General features: G+C 69.6%; 18 protein-coding genes. 4 read left to right on the plus strand and 14 right to left on the minus strand.

Annotated elements, in window-relative coordinates; translation table 11 throughout:
- The first annotated feature begins 5 nt into the window (after positions 1 to 5).
- Together AC1RS9_RS10730 and AC1RS9_RS10735 are read left to right on the plus strand one after the other, a co-directional pair.
- Positions 6 to 875: a PIG-L deacetylase family protein gene (locus tag AC1RS9_RS10730; RefSeq protein WP_492921425.1), complete on the plus strand. Its 870-nt coding sequence runs from the start codon at positions 6 to 8 to the stop codon at positions 873 to 875.
- A gap of 95 nt (positions 876 to 970) precedes the next feature.
- Positions 971 to 2,017 (plus strand): lysylphosphatidylglycerol synthase transmembrane domain-containing protein, encoded by a 1,047-nt coding sequence (locus AC1RS9_RS10735; protein ID WP_492921427.1) that lies wholly within the window; start codon positions 971 to 973, stop codon positions 2,015 to 2,017.
- Positions 2,018 to 2,145: 128 nt separating this feature from the next.
- On the opposite strand, the gene AC1RS9_RS10740 is transcribed toward AC1RS9_RS10735, so the two are convergent.
- The 11 genes from AC1RS9_RS10740 to AC1RS9_RS10790 all read right to left on the minus strand — a co-directional run bounded on the left by AC1RS9_RS10740 (position 2,146) and on the right by AC1RS9_RS10790 (position 15,065).
- Positions 2,146 to 3,066 (minus strand): type 1 glutamine amidotransferase, encoded by a 921-nt coding sequence (locus tag AC1RS9_RS10740; protein WP_281711499.1) that lies wholly within the window; start codon positions 3,064 to 3,066, stop codon positions 2,146 to 2,148.
- Positions 3,063 to 4,382, minus strand: a complete 1,320-nt coding sequence (locus tag AC1RS9_RS10745) for a MurT ligase domain-containing protein (protein WP_492921429.1) — start codon at positions 4,380 to 4,382, stop codon at positions 3,063 to 3,065. Before AC1RS9_RS10745 ends, AC1RS9_RS10740 begins: the two co-directional genes overlap by 4 nt.
- 9 nt (positions 4,383 to 4,391) lie before the next feature.
- Entirely contained in the window at positions 4,392 to 5,399 is a 1,008-nt protein-coding gene (locus AC1RS9_RS10750; protein WP_492921431.1) for a hypothetical protein, read from the minus strand.
- A 27-nt stretch (positions 5,400 to 5,426) separates the two neighbouring features.
- Entirely contained in the window at positions 5,427 to 6,296 is an 870-nt protein-coding gene (locus AC1RS9_RS10755) for a phosphatase PAP2 family protein (RefSeq protein ID WP_492921433.1), read from the minus strand.
- Between the two features lie 147 nt (positions 6,297 to 6,443).
- Entirely contained in the window at positions 6,444 to 8,021 is a 1,578-nt protein-coding gene (gene guaA, locus AC1RS9_RS10760) for a glutamine-hydrolyzing GMP synthase (RefSeq protein WP_492921435.1), read from the minus strand.
- Positions 8,022 to 8,087: 66 nt separating this feature from the next.
- Positions 8,088 to 8,456 carry a DUF3817 domain-containing protein gene (locus AC1RS9_RS10765; protein WP_144708368.1) on the minus strand — a complete coding sequence of 123 codons (369 nt, stop codon included), beginning with the start codon at positions 8,454 to 8,456 and terminating at the stop codon, positions 8,088 to 8,090.
- Positions 8,453 to 9,379 carry an SURF1 family protein gene (locus tag AC1RS9_RS10770; RefSeq protein ID WP_144708367.1) on the minus strand — a complete coding sequence of 309 codons (927 nt, stop codon included), beginning with the start codon at positions 9,377 to 9,379 and terminating at the stop codon, positions 8,453 to 8,455. Before AC1RS9_RS10770 ends, AC1RS9_RS10765 begins: the two co-directional genes overlap by 4 nt.
- Positions 9,380 to 9,442: 63 nt before the next feature.
- Positions 9,443 to 11,209, minus strand: coding sequence for a GMC oxidoreductase (locus AC1RS9_RS10775; RefSeq protein ID WP_492921438.1), 1,767 nt, complete (start codon positions 11,207 to 11,209; stop codon positions 9,443 to 9,445).
- A complete protein-coding gene (locus AC1RS9_RS10780; protein WP_239304178.1) occupies positions 11,206 to 12,786 on the minus strand; it encodes a succinic semialdehyde dehydrogenase in 1,581 nt (526 codons plus the stop codon). The genes AC1RS9_RS10775 and AC1RS9_RS10780 overlap by 4 nt, the downstream gene beginning before the upstream one ends.
- Before the next feature lie 158 nt (positions 12,787 to 12,944).
- Complete coding sequence (locus AC1RS9_RS10785; RefSeq protein ID WP_492921440.1) at positions 12,945 to 14,066, minus strand: GuaB3 family IMP dehydrogenase-related protein; 1,122 nt, start codon at positions 14,064 to 14,066, stop codon at positions 12,945 to 12,947.
- Between the two features lie 9 nt (positions 14,067 to 14,075).
- Positions 14,076 to 15,065 carry a bile acid:sodium symporter family protein gene (locus AC1RS9_RS10790; RefSeq protein ID WP_492921442.1) on the minus strand — a complete coding sequence of 330 codons (990 nt, stop codon included), beginning with the start codon at positions 15,063 to 15,065 and terminating at the stop codon, positions 14,076 to 14,078.
- A gap of 72 nt (positions 15,066 to 15,137) precedes the next feature.
- Between AC1RS9_RS10790 and AC1RS9_RS10795 the strand changes: the two genes are divergently transcribed.
- Entirely contained in the window at positions 15,138 to 15,710 is a 573-nt protein-coding gene (locus AC1RS9_RS10795) for a hypothetical protein (RefSeq protein ID WP_492921444.1), read from the plus strand.
- 324 nt (positions 15,711 to 16,034) lie between these two features.
- On the opposite strand, the gene guaB is transcribed toward AC1RS9_RS10795, so the two are convergent.
- From guaB to shbA, 3 genes are all read right to left on the minus strand, one after another.
- Positions 16,035 to 17,561, minus strand: a complete 1,527-nt coding sequence (gene guaB, locus AC1RS9_RS10800) for an IMP dehydrogenase (RefSeq protein ID WP_038569113.1) — start codon at positions 17,559 to 17,561, stop codon at positions 16,035 to 16,037.
- A gap of 136 nt (positions 17,562 to 17,697) precedes the next feature.
- Positions 17,698 to 18,984, minus strand: coding sequence for a hypothetical protein (locus AC1RS9_RS10805; protein WP_492921446.1), 1,287 nt, complete (start codon positions 18,982 to 18,984; stop codon positions 17,698 to 17,700).
- Complete coding sequence (shbA, locus tag AC1RS9_RS10810; RefSeq protein WP_492921448.1) at positions 18,981 to 19,658, minus strand: RNA polymerase sigma factor ShbA; 678 nt, start codon at positions 19,656 to 19,658, stop codon at positions 18,981 to 18,983. The genes AC1RS9_RS10805 and shbA overlap by 4 nt, the downstream gene beginning before the upstream one ends.
- A 228-nt stretch (positions 19,659 to 19,886) precedes the next feature.
- Between shbA and AC1RS9_RS10815 the strand changes: the two genes are divergently transcribed.
- Positions 19,887 to 20,105, plus strand: a complete 219-nt coding sequence (locus tag AC1RS9_RS10815) for an RNA-binding S4 domain-containing protein (RefSeq protein WP_006944081.1) — start codon at positions 19,887 to 19,889, stop codon at positions 20,103 to 20,105.
- Positions 20,106 to 20,351: the final 246 nt, after the last annotated feature.

Below are 20,351 nucleotides of genomic sequence, written 5' to 3' on the forward strand. Positions count from 1 at the left end.
AGAGGATGAAGACGATGATCACCACCCCAGACGGCCAGCCGCGACGCACCCTCGTCGCATTCCATGCCCACCCCGACGACGAGGCGCTGCTCACCTCCGGCACGATGGCGAAGGCCGCGGCGCAGGGGCATCGCGTCGTCCTCGTCGTGGCGACGGACGGCGCGCTCGGCCTCGCCGGGTCGGAATACGGCACGGCTGACGAGCTCGCGGCGCGACGTTGGGACGAAGTATCGGCTAGTGCCCGCGGGCTCGGCGTCGCCCGGCTCGAGACGCTCGGCTACGCCGATTCGGGCATGGGCCCGCAGGTGTTTCCAGACCCGCCGGGCAAGCGGCGCTTCGTCACGGTGCCCGTCGAGGAAGCAGCCGAGGCGCTCGCCGTCATCCTGCGCGAGGAGGACGCCGACGTCCTGCTCACCTACGACGCGGCCGGCGGCTACGGACACCGCGACCACGTGCGCGTCCATGAGGTCGGCGCGCGCGCGGCTGAGTTGGCGGGCACGCCGCGCGTACTCGAGGCGACGGTGCCCCGCGACCTGCTCGTGCGCGCGCTGCACCTCGTGGCGCGTTTCTACCGTTTCCCCAACGACTTCGACATGGCCGGCTTCGAACGCGCCTACTCGGCCCGCAAGGACATCACTCATCGCGTCAACGTCCTGCGTCAGGCGGGCGCGAAGCGAGCGTCGATGGCGGCGCACGCGTCACAGGCGAGTGCTGACGGTGACGCCGACCGCACCCTCGCCGCGTTCCTGCGCATCCCGCGGCCGCTGTACGACATCGTCTTCGGACGCGAATGGTTCCGCGACCCCGCCCACGTCGGCCCCGTCAGCCACGACATCTTCGCGGGGCTGACCGAGCACGAGGACCGCGCCGAGTGAGTTCGCCCTCGTCGTCCCGTCAGCCCGGGAGCACCTCGCCTGACGCCTCGTCCGGCCATGGATCCCGTTCCGAGGATTCACCTCTGTCGCCCGCGATGCCGCGTCCCAACGCGTGGCAGAGCGCGCAGGCCGTCGTCGGCATCGGCCTGGCCGCGGCGATCCTGTACTGGGGCGTGCCGTGGTTCGGCGAGACGACATGGCCCGAGATCGGGCGGCATCTGCAACTGCTCGGGTGGGCGAGCAGCCTCGAACTGTTCGCGCTCGTCGCGTTCGGGCTGTGGCTCTACACCTTCGCGCTGACCGGCTCCATACCCGGGCTGGGACACGTCAAGGCGCTCATCGTCAACGTCGCAGGGTCCGCGGCCGGCAACCTCCTGCCCGGCGGTGGCGCGGCCGGCGTCGCCGCGACCTACCTGATGCTGCGCTCCTGGGGGTTTCAGGCCGCAGCGATCTCGACGTCGGTCATCGTCACCGGCGTGTGGAACCTCGTGGCGCGCCTCGCGATGCCGCTGCTCGGCGTCGCGCTGCTCAGCTCGACGGACGCACTGCCGAAGGGAGTGCGTCGCGGCGCGCTGACCGGCGGAATCGTCGGGCTCGTCATCATCGCCGCGTTCGTCGGCGTGCTGCTCTCCCCCGGTCTGACGCAGCGGTTCGGCGCGTGGCTCGATCGCCGCGTCGGTGGACGTGTGCGACGTCGCCGGCCCGGTTTCGAGATCGAGGCCACGCTCGTCGATCAACGACGCCGTCTGGCGGGCGTGACGGCGCACGGGTGGGCGCCGATGACGGTGGGCGTCGTCGGGTACCTCGCCGTCTATTTCGTGCTGTTCTGGCGGACGATGGAGGCGGTCGGCGTCGACATGCCCCTGAGCAAGTTGTTCGCGGCATACGCCGTCGGGCGCCTGCTGACGACCGTCGGCGTGACGCCAGGCGGCCTCGGCGTGACGGAGGCCGGCACCCTCGCCGTCCTCGTCGCATGGGGCGCTGACAAACCCGCCGCAGCTGCGGGCGTCCTCGTCTTCGCCTTGTTCACACACCTGCTCGAGGTGCCTCTTGGCGCACTGGGCTGGCTGGCGTGGTGGCTCATGCCGAAGCAAGCCGTCCTCGATGCCGCGACGTCGCCCAGGTCGTCATCGCCGACCTGATATGACCAAGAATCGCGAATGTGGACAGGATTCGCGGTTGCGTCAGGGCCCCACCCCACCTGCGATTCTCGACCTCATTCGCGAATCTCGTCGGCCTTCACGGCTGAGGTACACCCGACGTGGCGGGGTCAGTTCTTCTTCGTCAGACGTGCGACCTGGCGGGCGCGGGCTTCGTCGGCGAGGTGGTCGTCGATCTCGCCCGGCTCGAACGGACGGCCCGTGGCGCGCTCGGCGGCGACGGCGATGAGGAAGTCCGCGAGCTTCGGGTTCGACGGCAGGATCGGGCCGTGCAGATACGACCCGATGACGTTGCGCGTGCGCGCGCCCTCCTTGCCGTCCTCGCCATTGTTGCCAAAACCGGAACGCACGTCACCGAACGCACGCTGGCCGTCGCCGAGAACCGTCGAACCCGAGTGATTCTCGTACCCGACGACGTCGCCGAACTCGGTCGACAGCACGACGGGCCCGATCATGCGCTTCGCGTTGCCCTGCGTCGTGACGTCGAGGATGCCGAGACCGGGCAGCGTTTCGCCCTCGACGGTGCGGAACGCCTTGCCGAACAACTGGTACATGCCGCAGATCATGAGCATCGGGACGCCGTCCTCAGCCATGCTGACGAGGCGCGGGCCGATGCGTTCGAGATCGGCCTCGACACGCGCCTGCCCCGAATCCTGGCCGCCACCGCCGACGACGAGGTGGATGCCGTCGGGCAGTTCGTCGCCGGGGTTGTGGCTCACGACGTTCGGTTCGTAACCGTGCCAGCGCAGGCGTGCCTCGAGGCAGCGCGTGTTGCCGAGGTCGCCGTAGATCGACATCTCCCGCGGGTACAGGTGCACGAGCGTGACGCGGCCCTTGCTCGGGCCACTCGGATCGCCCAGTGTCGTCGGGACGACATCCATCGCCGCCGGGTCCTCGTTGACCCGCGCCTGCACCTCACCCGACGTCGACGAGTCGACTCGCCCAGCATCCGTGGGCACCCCGCCCATCGCCGCGGGGTCGTCGTCGATCCGAGGGGCAGCCGTCGGCTGGGGGTTCGTCTGCTCGCTCATTCGGCGGCGTCCTCTCCGAAGTCGGGCAGGTCGTAGCGCTCGGCGAGCGTGCGACGCAGCGTCATCATGGCGGTGTACGTGCAGAAGATGCGCTTCGGTTCGTCGGCGTGCTCGGCGAGGAACCGATCAAGAGCGGCGTGCAGGTCGGGTTCGACCGCGCGCACCTCGACGCCGTCATAGGCGAGCCGCAAGGCCATGTCATAGGCGCGCACCCCACTCGTCAGTTCGACGCCGCGCTCGCGCAGCGACGCGAAGTTGACGTCGTAGAGCCATGAGACGTCGCGTCCGTCGGCGTAGTTGTCGTTGATCGCGACCATGCTCGCGACCGGCCGGCCCCCGTACGTCGACAGCGCGACGGTGAATCCGGCTGGGTTCTTGACGAGCACGAGCTCGAGTTCGGTGCCGCCGGCGTCGATCACCTCTCCGCGCCCGAACGGCGGCTGCACGGCTTCGAGTGCCGTCACCGCCGTCTCACCGCGGAACGCGTCGCCGAGCAGGCGGCGCGCCATCGACGTCGCCGCGGTCGCGTTGATCATCGCGGCCAGACCGTGCTGACGCATCTGCATGGGCCCGACGTTGCCGCTGCCGTCGGCACGGTCGGCGAACGTCACGAGGAAGCGACGTTCGTCGAGCGGCTTGAGCAGACCGTCACCCGGGCCGACGAGCGGCGCGACGAAGTCGTCGTCGCTGCGCACGTCCTGCTCCATGAGCTCGCCGAGGCGGTCGGCGATCGTCTCGTCGACACCGAAGTACGACACCTCGACGCCATCGGCCAGGCGCCCCGCGATGCGCGCGACGAACGAGTCGTCGCGGTTGAGGACGACGCCCTGCGTGGTCTGTTCCGCCAGCTGTGCGAGCAGTTTCGCCGTGTAGTCGATCTCGGCGAATCGGTCGAGCTGGTCGCGTGCGACGTTGAGCAGCAGCGCATGCGTGGGCTTGACGACCTTCGCGAAGTGCAGCGAGTGCGCCTCGTCCAGCTCGAGCACCGCGATGTCGGCGTCGAGACCACCCTTGAGGGAGATCTCTCCGAGCACCGACGAGATGACGCCGCGCGTGAAGTTCGAGCCCGTCGGGTTCGTGAACACGCGCAGACCATGCGCGCGCAGCAGTGCGACGAGCATCTTCGTCGTCGTCGTCTTGCCGTTCGTGCCGGTGACGACGACGATGCCCTGCGGCAGGTCCGCGAGCGCCTGGGAGAGGAAACGCGGATCGATCTTCTCGACGACGAGACCGGGCAGGGCGCTTCCGCCCCCACGCAGCCTCGTCGCGACTCGCGCGGACTTGCCCGCGAGCACGGCAGCAGCAGTTCTCAACACCCGGCCAGCCTAGTGCGTGGTCCGCGCGACCTCCCGGACGGCACGCGCGGCGGAGGCGACGATCATCGTGACACCCAGCGGGACGGCGACGAGTTCGAGCGCAGCCGCGCCCACCCACCACGCACCGAAGGCGTTGACGTCCGTGCCCCACCCGAGGAACGTGACGACGACGCACGCGGCGCCCGAAGCCGCCGCGAGCAAGTCGTGGGGCGCCGGGCGGGGCCAGGCACCCAACGTGCCACCCGAGGCCGGCCGGCTGACGGTGGCGCCATCGGGGTGCGCTGGGGTGCAGCCCTCCCTGCGCTGTCCAAGGCGGACGCCGGCGGCTTCCTCAGCATCGACACCTTCGTCAGGGATCGCCAGGTCGCCCAAGAACGGGTGCGGCCCACCCCCACCGCCTCGAGGCGCCAGCAGCAGATGCGCAACGCCCAGCCAGGCCGCGACGACGGCGATCGCGGCGACGACGTCGCCCAGCGCGTGCCAGTACGCCGCAATGACGCCGAGACACCCCAGCGTTCCCCAGGCTCCGGCGCCGACGAGCGCCGCACGCCGCCATCGCGGGGGCGCGAGGAGGACGACGGCGGCAGCGCTCGTCAGCGCGAGCGTGGCGTGCCCACTGGGCAGCGTCGCGACCTCAGGCGTGAGCGCCCGGGCGAGCAGCAACTTGGCCGCCTGCGTGCTCAGATTGGCGCCGGCGATGACGAGCAGAGCGGCGGCGGCGCGCGGGGGCGTCACGGCCCATGCGCCGCCGCGGCGCAGCAGCGAAACCGGGAGCGCCACGACCGCCACGACAGCGACCACGAGCGCCCCGCGCGGTACCCACCCGACGCAGGCCGCGATCGTCTCGAACGTGCGGCCCGTACCACTCAACGCGTGCATGCCGTCCCGGGCCCTGCTGACCCCGCCCGGGAGATCACGCGCCATCGCCACGATGCCGACCACGACGGCTGCGAGCAGCATCATGAACGCGGCCGGCACGAAGCGCCGACCCCACGACCGCACCGCGTCGCGCGTCACACGGGCCACCATGGTCTGCTCGAGACCTCAGCCGACGGCGTCGTCGGCGGCGGCGCTGATCCACGCCAGCGTGAGCGCCGCCGTCACGGCGATGCTCACCAGGGAGACGAACGCCAGGACGAGCGAGACGTCGTGATCGAGCGGACGCACCCCGAGCGCGACGAAGATGAGGCCGACGCCGATGCTGCCCGCCAGGCTGAGCACGGGTCGCACCGCGTACGACGTGTCGCGCGGATGGCGGCCGTGCTGGACGCGCTGCACGACGCCCAGCGCGATCGCGGCGAGGAACGTGGTCAGCAGAAAGGCCGCGATGACGTCGGCGGGCCGGTGCCAGTGTCCGACGAGCGTGCCCGCGCCGACGAACGTCACCCCGAAACCGGCGAACGGCAGCAGCCATCGCCTGGCGCCCACGGGCGCGACGATGAGGGCAGCCGTGGCGATGCTCATCGCCACCGTCGAGTGCCCACTTGGCAACGAGTTCGACCACCAGTGCGGTTGCGTGGGCCAATAGGCCTTGAACAGCTGCGTCGTCACGTTCGCCACAGAGACGACGAAGACGGCCGCCGCCGCGAGAGCGAAACGGCGTCGCACGAATGCGATCGCGACGAACGCGAGCAGGAACGCGCCCGTGCTCGCGATCGTGATGTACGTCAGGGGGTCGACGATGTGCGCCCAGGCTCGCGCGCTGGAGCCGGTGCTCAGGCGCGCCCGTTCGCCCCACATCTGGCCGCGTGCCGTGCGCGTGAACACCCACAGCACCAGAAGGAACCCGGTGAGCGACACGAGCGCCATCGTCGTCACCGAGCAGACGAGACGACGCACGGGCTCCGGGATGTCGCCGGCCGGCTCGGCGTCGTCGCCAGCGCGCGTCGCGCCCACGAGGTCATCGGCGCTCATCGCGCACCGCCGCCGGGGCGTGCCGACCCGCCGGGCCGATCGTCGTGACCGCGTCGAGGACCACCGGGATGCGCCGACGGCGCAGCCGTGCGGGCTGCGCCGTCGTCGTGCGTGAGCTCAGGAGGCATCATGCCGTCACCTTCGAACTCACTCCCACTCGATGGTGCCCGGCGGCTTGCTCGTCACGTCGAGCACGACGCGGTTGACGTCGGCGACCTCGTTCGTGATGCGGTTCGAGATCTTGGCGAGCACGTCGTAGGGCAGGCGCGTCCAGTCGGCCGTCATCGCGTCCTCGCTCGATACGGGGCGCAGGACGATGGGGTGACCGTACGTACGGCCGTCGCCCTGCACGCCGACTGAGCGCACGTCGGCGAGCAACACGACGGGGCACTGCCAGATGTCGCGGTCGAGACCGGCGGCCGTCAGTTCTTCGCGGGCGATGAGGTCGGCAGCGCGCAGGATCTCGAGGCGCTCGGCCGTCACCTCGCCGATGATGCGGATGCCGAGGCCGGGGCCCGGGAACGGCTGGCGCCACACGATCGCCTCGGGCACACCGAGCTCGAGACCGACCTGACGCACCTCGTCCTTGAACAGCGAACGCAGCGGCTCGACAAGCGTGAACTGCAGGTCGTCGGGCAGGCCGCCGACGTTGTGGTGGCTCTTGATGTTGGCCGCGCCCGTGCCGCCGCCGGATTCGACGACATCGGGGTACAGCGTGCCCTGGACGAGGAACTCGACGGGGTGCTCGCTGCTCGACTCAGCGCCGACGATGTCGCGCGCGGCCTGCTCGAAGACGCGGATGAACTCGCGACCGATGATCTTGCGCTTCGTCTCCGGGTCGCTCTGACCCTCGAGCGCGTCGAGGAACTGCTGCGACGCATCGACGACGACGAGGTCGACGCCGGTGGCGGCGACGAAGTCCTCCTTGACCTGCTCGGCCTCACCGGCGCGCAGCAGGCCGTGGTCGACGAAGACGCACGTCAGTCGGTCGCCGATCGCCTTCTGCACCATCGCCGCGGCGACCGAGGAGTCGACACCACCGGAGAGGCCACAGATCGCGCGGCCCTCACCGATCTGCTCCCGCACCTGCTCGACGAGCTCCTCGGCCATGTTGGCGGCCGTCCACGTCGCCTCGAGGCCGGCGCCCTTGAGCAGGAAGTTACGAAGCACCTCCTGGCCATGGGCGGAGTGCAACACCTCGGGGTGCCACTGGACGCCGAACAGCTTGCGCGCCGGATCCTCGAACGCCGCGACGGGCGCGCCGGGTGTGCGGGCACACACCGTCATGCCCGCGGGAGCCTCGGTCACGCCGTCACCGTGCGACATCCACACGTTCTGCTCGGCGGGCTGCCCCGCGAACAGGACGGACTCGGTGTGCGTGATCGTCGCCGTCGTGTTGCCGTACTCACGACCACCCGTGTGGCCGACGGTGCCGCCCAGAGCGTCAGCCATCGCCTGGAAGCCGTAGCAGATGCCGAACACGGGCACGCCGGCCTCGAGCAGCGCGACGTCGAGCGACGGCGCCCCCTCGGCGTACACCGACGACGGCCCGCCCGACAGCACGATGGCCGCGGGCTCCTTGGCCAGCATCTCGGCGGCACTCATCGTGTGCGGCACGACCTCGGAGTAGAGGGCGCACTCACGCACGCGTCGCGCGATCAGCTGCGCGTACTGCGCGCCGAAGTCGACGACGAGGACGGGATGATCCTGCAGATTTTCGGTCACGTCACTCATCCTATCGGCCGGGGCGACAACCCCGGAATCACGCGGTTATCGGACGCTGCCAGCCGCTCAGCGGGTGGGGAGTGCCTCCAGATCGCGCTCGACCTCACCGCTGATGCGGCGCTCCACCCAGAAGGACAGGAACGGGACGCAGCCGGCCAGGATGACGAGCACCATCTTGCCGATCCCCCAGCGCATGGCGAAACCCAGATTCGCCGTCGCGGCGACATAGACGAGGAAGAGCAGACCATGCGGTTGCGGCCACCAGTCGAGGGCGTGGTTGTCGAAACCGTAGTGCAGCACCATCTCGAGCACGAGAACGAGCAGGCCGACACCGACGATGAACGCGGCGACCTTGAAGAACTTGAGGGCAGAGCGAGCCTTGAGTGCGTCGATGCGCACCATGGGGCGGCCGGGGGTGGGAGCAGGCTTGGTCACGGCGTTTCCTTTCGTGTCGCCGGGCGCATCGCGCCCTGTTCGGCGAGGGTTTCGGGAGCCGACGAAGCCCGGGCGGCACCGTCGTCGGGCTGGTCGAGATCGTCAGCGGCGTCGCCCTCGCTGCGTGCGGCGCGCACGTCGGGCGCATCTGTTGACTGCGGCCCGTCGGAGATCGCGGCTTCGGCGGCCGCCCGGTCGTCGAGGTATTCCTCATGCAGGATTCGCAGCCACATGAAGACGGCGAAGATCGCGAAGATCCACCACTGCCACGCATAGGCCGCGTTGCGCAGATCGACCTTCGTGGCCTTCGGCACCGGCGGCGGAATGTGCTGCACGACAGCGGTTCCCGGCTGCGGCGCCGCGGCCGGCGCCTGCTTCGTCGAGAAGACGAAGCCGTTGTAGACCTTGCCGCCCCACTCGTTGAGCAGCCGGCCCATGTCGATTGTGCCGATCTGACCCTCGGGAAGTTCACCGAGCGTCGAGACCGACTCACCGGGCGCGAGCGCGCCCTCGATCGTCACCGTGCCTGACGTCGGCGCGGGCAGCTTCGTCGTCTGCGTGACGAACCCGCGCACCACCGGGATGCGCGCGCCCGTCGCGTCGACGACGAGCGGTGTCATGAGCCAGTAGCCGTTCTTGCCGTCGAGCACGCGGCCGGCGACCAGTTCGGTCTTCGCGGCGTCATAGTGGCCGGTCGCACGAATCGGCTGCAAGGAGCGCCCGTTGTCGAACGTCGTCTGCGGTTTCAGGACGTCGTCGAGTGGTTCCACAGCGCGCCCGTTGCTCTCCTCGAGGACCTGCTGGTTGGCCCTGTTGTGGGCCGTCTGCCACTGCCAGTTGCCCAACCAGACGAAGGCTGCCGTCAGAACGAGCATGACGACGAACAACCGCAGGAGGCGGGGTTTCATCGCGGTTCGCAGCACCGACTCAGCCTACGGGGTCGAACTGAACGTTGCCTCAGACGGGTCGCTCTGCATTGTGGAGCGTCATGGCGTCACGTCGACGGCGCCCCTTTCACCACCGGCAAGCCCACCGATGCGCGGCATTCCGACGTCGACGACCTGCCCGGGCACACGACCCGGCGCCATGTCGAGCCTGACGTACTCCTCACTCGGCGCCGGGCGCTCGTCCCGCTCCCCCTTGGCCGGCCACGCACTCATCGCACGTTCGGCCTGGGCGGTGATCGTCAGCGAAGGATTGACGCCCAGGTTCGCGGAGACAGCCGAACCGTCGACGATCGACAGAGTCGGGTAGCCGTGGACGCGGTGATACGCGTCGATGACGCCCGTGCCCGGCCCGTCGCTGATCGGTGCGCCGCCGAGGAAGTGCGCCGTCATCGGCACCTCGAACAGCTCGTTCCATGTGCCGCCCGGCACCGCGGTGCCCTTGACGGCCTTCTGCAGCTCGCTCGCCATCGCGTGAATCGCCTTGTGCCCGCCAGCAATCCACGACGGATTGGGTTCGCCGTGGCCCTGCGCGGACGTCAGCTTCCATCCGCGGCGCGTGCGCTGCGGTGAGACGTCGATGGAGTTGTCGAGCGTCTGCATGACGAGGGCGATGACGGTGCGCTCACTCCATCTTCGCGGCACGACGGTCTTGAGCAGCGTGCCTGGGCGCTTGAGGAACTCGCGCGCGAAGGCACGCGTGCGGCTCGGCACGTCGCCGGGGATGAGCAGGGTGGAGAAGAAGCCCATCGCGTTCGAGCCCTTGCCGTAACGGCAGTTCTCGACGTGCGTCGTGGCGTCGACGTGGAAGCTCGAGGTGATGGCGACGCCCTTCGTCAGGTCCGCGCCGCGCGGTACGTCGACGAGGGCCGCACCACCGAGTTCTTCGGAGTTGGTACGCGTCAGCTTGCCCAGCCGCGGCGACAGGTGCCGCAGGCGCCCCTCGGCCCGCAGCGTGTGCAGCAACGACTGCGTCCCCCACGTCCCGGCGGCGAGGACGACGTGGCGGGCCGTCATCGTCCGGCGATCCCGACGCAGCCACGCGCCGGTGCGCTCACTCGTCACGCGCCAGCCGCCTTCGCCGTGCTCACCGATCGGTTCGAGATCGACGACGGTGCGCATCGCCTCGATGCGTGCGCCGGCCCGTTCGGCGAGGGGCAGGTAGTTCTTGAGCAGCGTGTTCTTCGCGCCGACGCGGCAGCCGACCATGCAGTTGCCGCACTCGGTGCAGCCGGTGCGCGCCGGGCCCTCGCCCCCGAAGTAGGGGTCGTCGACGCGCTCGCCGGCGCGTCCGAAGTACACGCCGACCGGCGTCTTGCGGAACGTGTTCTCGACGCCGAGGCTGCGGGCTGCGTCGCGCATGACGTTCTCGACGACGCCCTCGCACGGGTTGGCGTCGACGACGCCGAGCATCTTCTTCGCCACGGTGTAGTGCGGCGCGAGTTCTTCCTGCCAGTCGGTGATGTGCGCCCACTGCGGGTCGTCGAAGAACGTCTTCGGCGGCACGTAGAGCGTGTTCGCGTAGTTGAGGCTGCCGCCGCCCACGCCCGCGCCGGCGAGGATGACGGCGTGCGGCAGCTTGTGGATGCGCTGTACGCCGAAGCACTTGAGCTTGGGCGCCCAGACGTAGTTGCGCACGTCCCAGCTCGTCTTGGCGAACTCGTCGTCACGCCGCCGCGGGCCGGCTTCGAGCACGACGACGTCATAGCCCTTCTCAGCCAACCGCAGCGCCGCGACCGAGCCGCCGAAGCCGGAGCCGATGACGGCGACGTCGACTTCCATCGCCTGATCGCGCGAGGTGGTGTTCATGACAGGCCCGCCTTCTTCATGACGCGCAGACCCGTGCTCAGGGCGCGGGCGAACTGTCGCTGCGACGCGCCCTTCGGCACGCCGAAGCCCTGCAAGCGCTGCACGCTGACGTTCTGGATGTCGGTGTACTTCGTGATGCCCTCCGCGCCGTGACGCCGCCCGAGGCCGGAGGCCTTCATGCCGCCCATCGGCGCACCGTTGCTCGCGTAAGCGGCCGCGTAGCCCTCGTTGACGTTGACGGTTCCGGTGCGGATGCGGGCGGCAATGGCGCGCCCGCGCGCGACATCTTTCGTCCAGACGGAGGCGTTGAGGCCGAAGTCGGTGTCATTGGCGAGGGCGACGGCCTCGTCATCGCTGCTCACGCGGTACACGCTGACGACGGGCCCGAATGTCTCCTCGTCGCGGCACAGCATGCCGTCCGCGACGCCGTCGAGGACGGTCGGTTCGTAGCAGTACGGGCCGATGTCGGGGCGAGCCTTGCCTCCGGCCAGCACCGTCGCGCCCTTCGCGACGGCGTCGTCGACGTGCTGCGTGACGCGTTCGAGCTGGTCGGCCGAGATGAGGCTGCCCATGTCGTAGCCCCAGTCGAGCGCCACGCCGATCTTCATCGCTGCGACGCGTTCGAGGAAGCGTCGCAGGAACTCGTCGGCGATCTTCTCGTGCACGACGAGACGCTCGATCGAGATGCACAGCTGGCCCGCGCTCGCGAAGACGGCGCGCTGCGCGCACTCGGCGGCGCGCGTCAGGTCGGCGTCATCGGCGATATACATGGCGTTCTTGCCACCGAGTTCGAGTGACGCGCTCTTGAGCCGCTCCCCCGCGTCGCGCGCGACGATGCGGCCCGTCTTCGTCGAACCGGTGAACATCACCGAGTCCGCGTGCTCGAGCACCGCCCCGCCGACGTTCGGCCCGTCGCCGAGGACGACCTGGAGCAGCCCCTCGGGCAGGCCCGCCTCGTCACACAGTTCGACGGCGCGCAGGCACGTGAAGCTCGACTTCTCGTCCGGGCGCAGGACGACGGCGTTGCCCGCCGCGAGCGCCGGCAGCGCGTCCGTGATCGACATCGACAGCGGGTAGTTCCACGGCGCGACGATGCCGACGACGCCCTTAGGCAGATAGTGCGTGCGCGCCTGCGTCAGCACCGGAAGCGCGCCGAGGGCCTTGCGCTCGGCGAGATAGCTCGGCGCCTTCTTGGCGTAGTGACGGCACACGCCCGCGGTGTCGAGCACCTCCTCGAACGCCTGGATGCGCGCCTTGCCCGACTCGATCTGGATGAGGTCGAGCAGCTCGTCCTGGCGATCGAGCACGAGGTCGTGCAGCCTCGTGAGGAACTCGACGCGTTCGCGGACGTCGCGCTGTGCCCATTCCTGCTGCGCTGCGCGCGCCCGTTCGTAGGCGGTGACGACGTCGTCGGGCGTCGATGTGGGCAGCGCGCCGATCGTCTCCCCCGTCAGCGGCGTCATGCGTTCCTGCGCCGGACCGCTCGCGACGACGCGGGCGCTCATGCGTCGGACGGTCGCCTCGTCGAGAGCGAGCGGACGCTGCGGGCGAGGCTGGGTGTGCAGTGAAGGCGTCATCCCCCCACTGTAGATGTGACCTCCGACACCGTCGTTACTTTCGCGTACACCGTGCACATGGCGGGCGCCGTCGTGCGCTCTGCCGACGCGATGCGTCCCTCGACGCAGCACGCCCCCCGCTCTTCGAAAGAGCGAGGGCGTGCTGGGTGGCGTGCGGGTCAGCTGCGCTGGTAGGGCGCGACGACGAGTTCGACGCGCTGGAACTCCTTGAGGTCGGAGTAACCGGTCGTCGCCATCGCGCGCTTGAGGGCGCCCATGATGTTGGTCGTGCCGTCGGCGCTCTGGCCGGGGCCGTCGAGGATCTGCTCGAGCGAACCGACGGTGCCGACCTCGACGCGCTCACCGCGCGGCAGCTGGCTGTGGTGCGCCTCGGGGCCCCAGTGGAACCCGCGGCCCGGCGCCTCCTCGGCACGCGCGAGGGCTGCGCCGAGCATGACGGCGTCAGCGCCGCACGCGACGGCCTTGACGATGTCGCCGGACGTGCCGACGCCGCCGTCCGCGATGACGTGGACGTAACGCCCGCCCGACTCGTCGAGGTAGTCGCGGCGCGCCGCAGCGACGTCGGAGATCGCCGTCGCCATGGGCGCGTGGATGCCGAGCGTGCGGCGCGTCGTGTGCGCGGCGCCGCCGCCGAAGCCGACGAGGACGCCGGCCGCGCCGGTGCGCATGAGGTGCAGCGCAGCGGTGTAGGTGCCCGCGCCGCCGACGATGACGGGGACGTCGAGCTCGTAGATGAAGCGCTTGAGGTTGAGCGGTTCGGACGCGCCGGAGACGTGCTCGGCCGAGACGGTCGTGCCGCGGATGACGAACAGGTCGACGCCCGCCGCGACGACGGTGCGCCAATGCTCCTGCGTGCGCTGCGGTGTCAGGGCGCCGGCGACGGTGACGCCCGCGTCACGGATCTCCTTGAGGCGTGCGGTGATGAGTTCGGGCTTGATGGGCTCGGCGTAGATCTCGCGCATGCGGGCGGTGGCCTCGTCAGGGCTGCACGTCGCGATCTGCGCGAGCTGCTTCTCGGGCTCCTCGTAGCGCGTCCACAGGCCTTCGAGGTCGAGCACCGGCAGGCCGCCGAGCTTGCCGAACGCGATGGCCGTCGCGGGCGACATGAGCGAGTCCATCGGCGCCGCCATGACGGGCAGGTCGAAGTGATAGGCGTCGATCTGCCACGACGTCGACACCTCCCGCGGGTCGCGCGTGCGGCGCGACGGGACGATCGCGATGTCGTCGAGTGAATACGCGCGGCGACCGCGCTTGCCCTTGCCGATCTCGATCTCAGTCACGCGTCGATCCTATTCCCTCGCGCCGTCTTCCGGCGCCCGCCCGGGGGCGGGTTCGTCGGGCCACCGGCGCGCGACCTGCGCGCAGACGATGAGTTGCAGCTGGTGGAACATCATGAGGGGCAGCACGAGCAGTCCGACGCCAGAGGGGAACAGCACCGTCGCCATCGGCAAGCCGGACGCCATCGACTTCTTCGATCCGCAGAACACGATGGCGACCTGGTCGGCCCGCGAGAAGCCGAGGCGGCGGGCCGTCACGTACGAGCCGAGCATGACGACGGCGAGCAGCACCGCGCAGATGAGAAGCAGCGCCACGACCTGCCACACGGTGACGTGACTCCACATGTGTTCGCGCATGCCTGCGCTGAATGCGGAGTAGACGACGAGCATGATGCCGCCGCGGTCGAGGTACGTCAGGCCCTGCTTGTGTTCGGCGAGGAAGCCGCCGAGGCGCTTGTGGCAGAACTGGCCGAGGATGAACGGCAGCAGCAGTTGGACGACGAGTTTCTCCGCCGAGTCGAGGCTGAACGCGGCCTGCCCGCCCATGACACCGATGACGAGCAGGGGTGTGAGCACGACGCCGAGCATGTTGGAGAACGAGGCGGCGCAGATCGACGCGGCGACGTTGCCGCGCGCGAGTGAGGTGAACGTGACGGACGACTGCACGGTCGACGGCAGTAGCGTCAGGTACAGCAGTCCGAGGCTGAGGGTGTGGGGCAGGAAGATGTCGGCGATGGGCCGGATGATGAGGCCCAGCAGTGGGAACGCGACGAACGTGCACGCGAGGACGAGCAGGTGGAGGCGCCAGTGGCGGAAGCCCTCTTTGGTCTCGTCGGTCGACAGGCGTGCACCGTAGAGGAAGAACAGCAGCCCGATTGCGATGTTCGTCGCCCATTCGACGGGCGCGACGGCACCGCCGCGTGCCGGCAGCAGGCATGCCAGGGCGACCATTCCGAGCAGGGCGAGGACGTATCCGTCGAGGTACTTGGTGATGAAGCGCACGGGTCATGAGTATCACCGGTACTCGATGATGAAAACCTGCAGTGCCTTCCTCTGCGTGGCTACGCTCTTCGCGTGGATGCCGCGAAGAAGCTCGACAAGGCCCGTATCGATCGGAGCCTCGTGGACGTCCATCGCAACCCTCGCTCTTCTGAGACCGTCCGGGGCTACGTGAGCGCCGTCGGCACGAAGTGGGCTCTCATCGCGAACGCGCGCGACGGCGGGTACCCCGACGGGTTCACCGCTATTGGTCTGAAGGACGTGATCGCGGTGCGCAGACGCGCAGGCTTCGAGGACGCGTTCGCCAAGACGCGGACCGACTGGCCTGAGTCGCCGCTCCATCTCGATCTGGACTCGACGAGGGGTCTCCTGGAATCGGCGCCGACGCGGGGTCGGCTCATCGCGATCGAACGCGAGCGGAAGCTCGAGGACGCCATGTGGGTGGGCGTCCCGGTTCTGATCGACAAGCGTTGGACGTGGATGCACGAGGTCGATGCCGATGCCGCTTGGCGCGAGGAGCCTCTGGCCTACCGCACGACCAGCATCACCCGCGTCACCTGGGGCGACTCATACCTCTGTGCGCTCGAGGCAGTTCTGCCCGCGCGTCCTGATGTGGGCGTCGTCGCGACGAAGAGGCTTCGTGACTGATCCGAGGTGCTTCACCGGTGACTCCATCCAACGCGCACCAGCGAGGCCAGCTGAACTGATCGTTGCCCGGAATGGCGTCATCCATGAGGCGTTTTCGGGCGACGTCCGTGGCCACCCGTACCAGCCGCTCCCTCCCACGACCGCACCACGACCGACACGGACGTCAGCGAGGCCCCGAACTCCGCAAGCGGTGGCCGAACCCTCCCACGACCGCAGCACCCGACGACGCAGACGCACGAAGGCGACCCCGTCGCGAGCTTGCGAGTGACCGGGGTCGCCTTCGTGGCGCATGACGTTGCCGCTCCCGGATCCGGACGGCACAAGTCAGCGAATGGAGTAATTCGGCGCTTCGACGATGCCTTGGACGTCGTGGGGGTGACTTTCTTTGAGCCCGGCGGAGGTGATGCGCACGAATTGGCCGCGCTTCTGCAGTTCGGGGATCGTCGAGCCGCCGACGTAGAACATCGACTGGTGCAGGCCGCCGACGAGTTGGCGGACGGCGTTGCTGACGGGGCCCTTGTAGGAGACGCGGCCTTCGATGCCTTCGGGGACGAGTTGGTCGTCGCTGATGACGTCGGCCTGGAAGTAGCGGTCCTTGGAATAGGACTTCTTGCCGCGTGAGCTCATCGCTCCGAGTGAGCCCATGCCGCGGTAGGCCTTGAACTGCTTGCCGTTGATGAGGACGACTTCGCCGGGTGATTCTTCGGTGCCGGCGAGCAGTGAGCCGACCATGACGGTGGAGGCGCCGGCGACGAGGGCCTTCGCGATGTCGCCGGAGTACTGCAGGCCGCCGTCGGCGATGACGGGCACGCCTGCGGGCTGGCATGCCTGCGCGGCTTCATAGACGGCGCTGACCTGCGGGACGCCGACGCCGGCGACGATGCGCGTCGTGCAGATGGAGCCGGGGCCGACACCGACCTTGACGGCGTCGACGCCGGCATCGACGAGTGCCTGCGCGCCCGCGCGGGTCGCGACGTTGCCGCCGACGATCTGCACGTGTTTCGTCACGGGGTCGGCCTTCAGCTTGCGGATCATGTCGAGCAGCAGCTTGGCGTGGCCGTGCGCGGTGTCGACGACGAGCACGTCGACGCCCGCTTCGATGAGCGTCGTCGCGCGCTGCCAGGCCTCACCGAAGTAGCCGACGGCGGCGCCGACGAGCAGGCGGCCCTCGGCGTCCTTCGAGGCGTTCGGGAACTGCTCGGACTTCACGAAGTCCTTGACGGTGATGAGCGCGACGAGACGCCCGTCGTCGTCGACGAGCGGCAGGCGCTCACGCTTGTGCTGACGCAGGATCGCCGTCGCGTCGTCGTTCGAGATGTCGACGGGAGCGGTGACGAGCGGCTGCGGCGTCATGACGTCGCGCACCTTCGTCGTCGCCCATTCCGCGACGGGCGTGAAGCGCAGGTCGCGGTTGGTGATCATGCCGACGAGCTTGTCGTCCTCGACGACGACGGGCAGCCCGGAGACGCGGTACTGGCCGCAGATCGCGTCGAGCTCTTCGAGCGTCTTGTCGGGCCCGATCGTCACGGGGTTCGTGATGCGCCCCGTCTGCGTGCGCTTGACGAGGTCGACCTGGTAGGCCTGATCCTCGATCGACAGGTTGCGGTGCAGCACACCCATGCCACCCTCGCGCGCCATGGCAATCGCCATGCGCGCTTCGGTGACGGTATCCATCGCCGCCGAAACGAGCGGAATGTTCAGGGTGATCTCGCGCGTCAGCTGCGCCGTCGTGTCGACCTCGGACGGGATGACGTCGGTCTCGCCGGGCAGCAGCAGAACGTCGTCATAGGTGAGGCCCAGCGTCGCGAACTTCGGGGGAACGTCAGTGACATGGTCAGAACCGAAAGCCATTCACCAAGTCTAGGACACTCCGGCCCCTGCCCTCACCGCGCGTGACGACGGCACAGGTGGCTGCACGACGAGCGCCGCAGCTCCGGTCAGTGCGAGCCGCTACCGGGCTCCATGACGAACCGCGCCGCAGCTACCGTCAGTCGGATTCGGCCGACGGGCTTCCCGTCGCGGTGGCGCCGGCGCTCGTCTGCGCGGCGCCCGGGTCCGAAACCGTGTCGGAGGGCGTCGGCGTGCTCGACGCCGACGGCGTGGCAGGCGGCGTGGCCGGACTCGTCGTCGTCGCAGTGCCGGACGAAGACGACGTCGGGCTGGTCGGCGACGTGGGCTGCGAGTGCGACGGCGCCGGACGCGAACTGCTCGGCTTGGATGTGCTCGAGCTGCTCGGCTTGGACGTGCTCGAGGACGAACCGGGCAAGGTCGATCCGGACGAGCCCGTCGGACGCGAAGTGCTGGGCCGTGAGCTGGACGCCGAACCCGTCGACGGGCGCTGCGTCGTCGACTGGGACGAGCGCTGGCCGCGCGTTCCCGGCGTCGTGCGCTGCGGCGCGTCGCCGCGAGTCGTGGTCGTCATCGCCACGCTCGAGGGAACCTGCTCGGGAATCATCGAACCGGCGACTGAACCCTCACCCGAACGCTCGGCGCCCGATTGCGGGCCGGTTTCGGGTCGGGCTGCCTCACGACCGGCACTCTGGCCCTGACTCGGTCCACCATGCGCACTCGATCGCGCCGGTGCACCCGGCGCGGCGGCCATCGGTCCGGGCAGTGTCGTCGGGGTAGGAACGGCCGTGGCCTGCACTCGGGGGACGTCTGGTTCGGCGACGGCGCGCGCATTGCTCCAGTCGAGGTGCAGCGGCGCGAGAACGGTCGACAGGCTTCCGCCGTTGACGGCAGCGGCGACGCTGGACAGCGCGACGACGGCGCCGGCGGAGACGGCCGTGAGACTGGCGCGTCCACTCCAAGCACGCCGCGTACGGCGCTTCGAGGTAGGTCGTCCGGTCGCGAGGTAGCGGCCACCGCCGGCGAACTCGTTCTCGCGCGAAGCTGTGATGTTGGTGTCGATGACGGGGTGGGCCGACACATCCTTGTCGTGTACCTCGGGCCGGCGCGTCACCTCGGGACGCAGCGGCCGCGTCACGGCCTCGCAGGTCGCGTCGATCTCACGTGTCCAGGCGGTGAACAGGTCGCTCAATGCCTGCTCGCCGGGGCTGCGCTCCAGGTCGTCGTCACCTTCGCGGGCCGGGGGCTCGACAACGGGCCGCAACCGGGCGGAGACGCAGCGCGCCTCCGAGGGGGGAACCGTCGTGCCGCGTGAGCACGACGACTCGACGACGGAGCGGGCTCCGAGAGCGTCGAGCAGGGCGTCGTCCTCGGCGATGTCACGCAGGTTGGCCTCGACGTCGAAGCGGGTGGCGGGCGGTGTCATCGAAGCTCCTCCCCCGAGGTCTCGTGCAGGGTGCGCAGTCGCGCGAGCGCGCGGTGCTGGGCGACACGGACGGCGCCCGGCGACATGCCGAGGCTCGCGCCCGTCTCCTCGGCGCTGAGGCCGACGGCGACGCGCAGCGTCAGGATCTCGCGCTGCTGCGGCGTCAATTTCTCCATGAGCACGGACAGCCGCCGCGCGGTGTCGAGGTTGAGCGCCGCGTCCTCGGGGGTGAGGCCGGGGTCAATCGTGTCGGGCATCTCGTCCGTCGGCACGGCGGAGCGGAAGGCGCCGCGCTGGACGTCGGCCACCTTGCGCGAGCAGATCGAATACACGAACGCTTCGAAGGGGACACCGCGCTCGACGTAGCGGGGCAGAGCCTTGAGCACAGCCACGCACACCTCCTGAGCCGCATCCGCTGCGAGTTCGCGGGAGCCACTGAAGGCCCCCAACCTTGCCGAGGCATAGCGAAGTGCACGTTGGTGCACGTCGTCGAGAAGTGTCTCCCGTGCCGCGTCGTCACCGGATCGCGCTGCTGAGACCAGCGCGGCGATGGACGAGGCTTCCCCGTTCACTTCCTCCATCGCTGTTGGGGTCGTGAGCGTTACATGGCGGCGCGCGGAACTCACCCGGGGCCATTCGGCCTCGGGTGAGGAGTATCCGGTCTCGCTCGTCATGCGGGCCTCTCCAAGGGGCTGCTGCGTGCTGTCGGACGGGGTTCTGCCTGCTCGTTTCTGGGCGTGCGGTCGCGCTTCAGTGTTCCGATCCGACGGTACTGCCTGTCGCGCTCGAACGGTGTGTGGGGCTGTAGATCGACGCTCCACGCTAACGAAGCTGGGGCCGCGGCGCCACCTCAGCGCCGCCCGCGATGGGACAATGGGGGCAGTCTCAGAAAGGAGTGCGTCATGAGCGCACACGCCGATGTTCAGATCCGTGACGAGTCGATCAAGCTCGGTCAGTTGCTCAAGCTCGCGAATCTCGTGGAGGACGGTGCGGAGGCGCGCGTGGTCATCACGGAGGGTCTCGTGACGGTGGATGGCGAGGTCGACACGCGTCGTAGCGCGCAGATCAAGGTCGGCAGCGTCGTGTGCCTCGAGGACGAGTGCGTGCGCGTCACGAACTGACGCCCGCTCCGCACCCCCGGCGCGAAGCCGGCTCCGGAACAACCTCGCGCGTTCCCGCCACCACCCGACGACGCGAGCCCCCCGGGCGAACAACGCCCCACGCTCCCACCATCGCACCGCGGCGCGACGCCGGCGTCTGAACAACACCGCACGCTCTCGCCACCGCACCGCGGCGCGACATGGACCCGTGACAGACGAATCCCGCCCGAAGCATCGTCGCGCCGAGCGGGGGGGGGGGGGGGGGGG

Source organism: Dermacoccus sp. MPR-E5, from assembly GCF_058809565.1.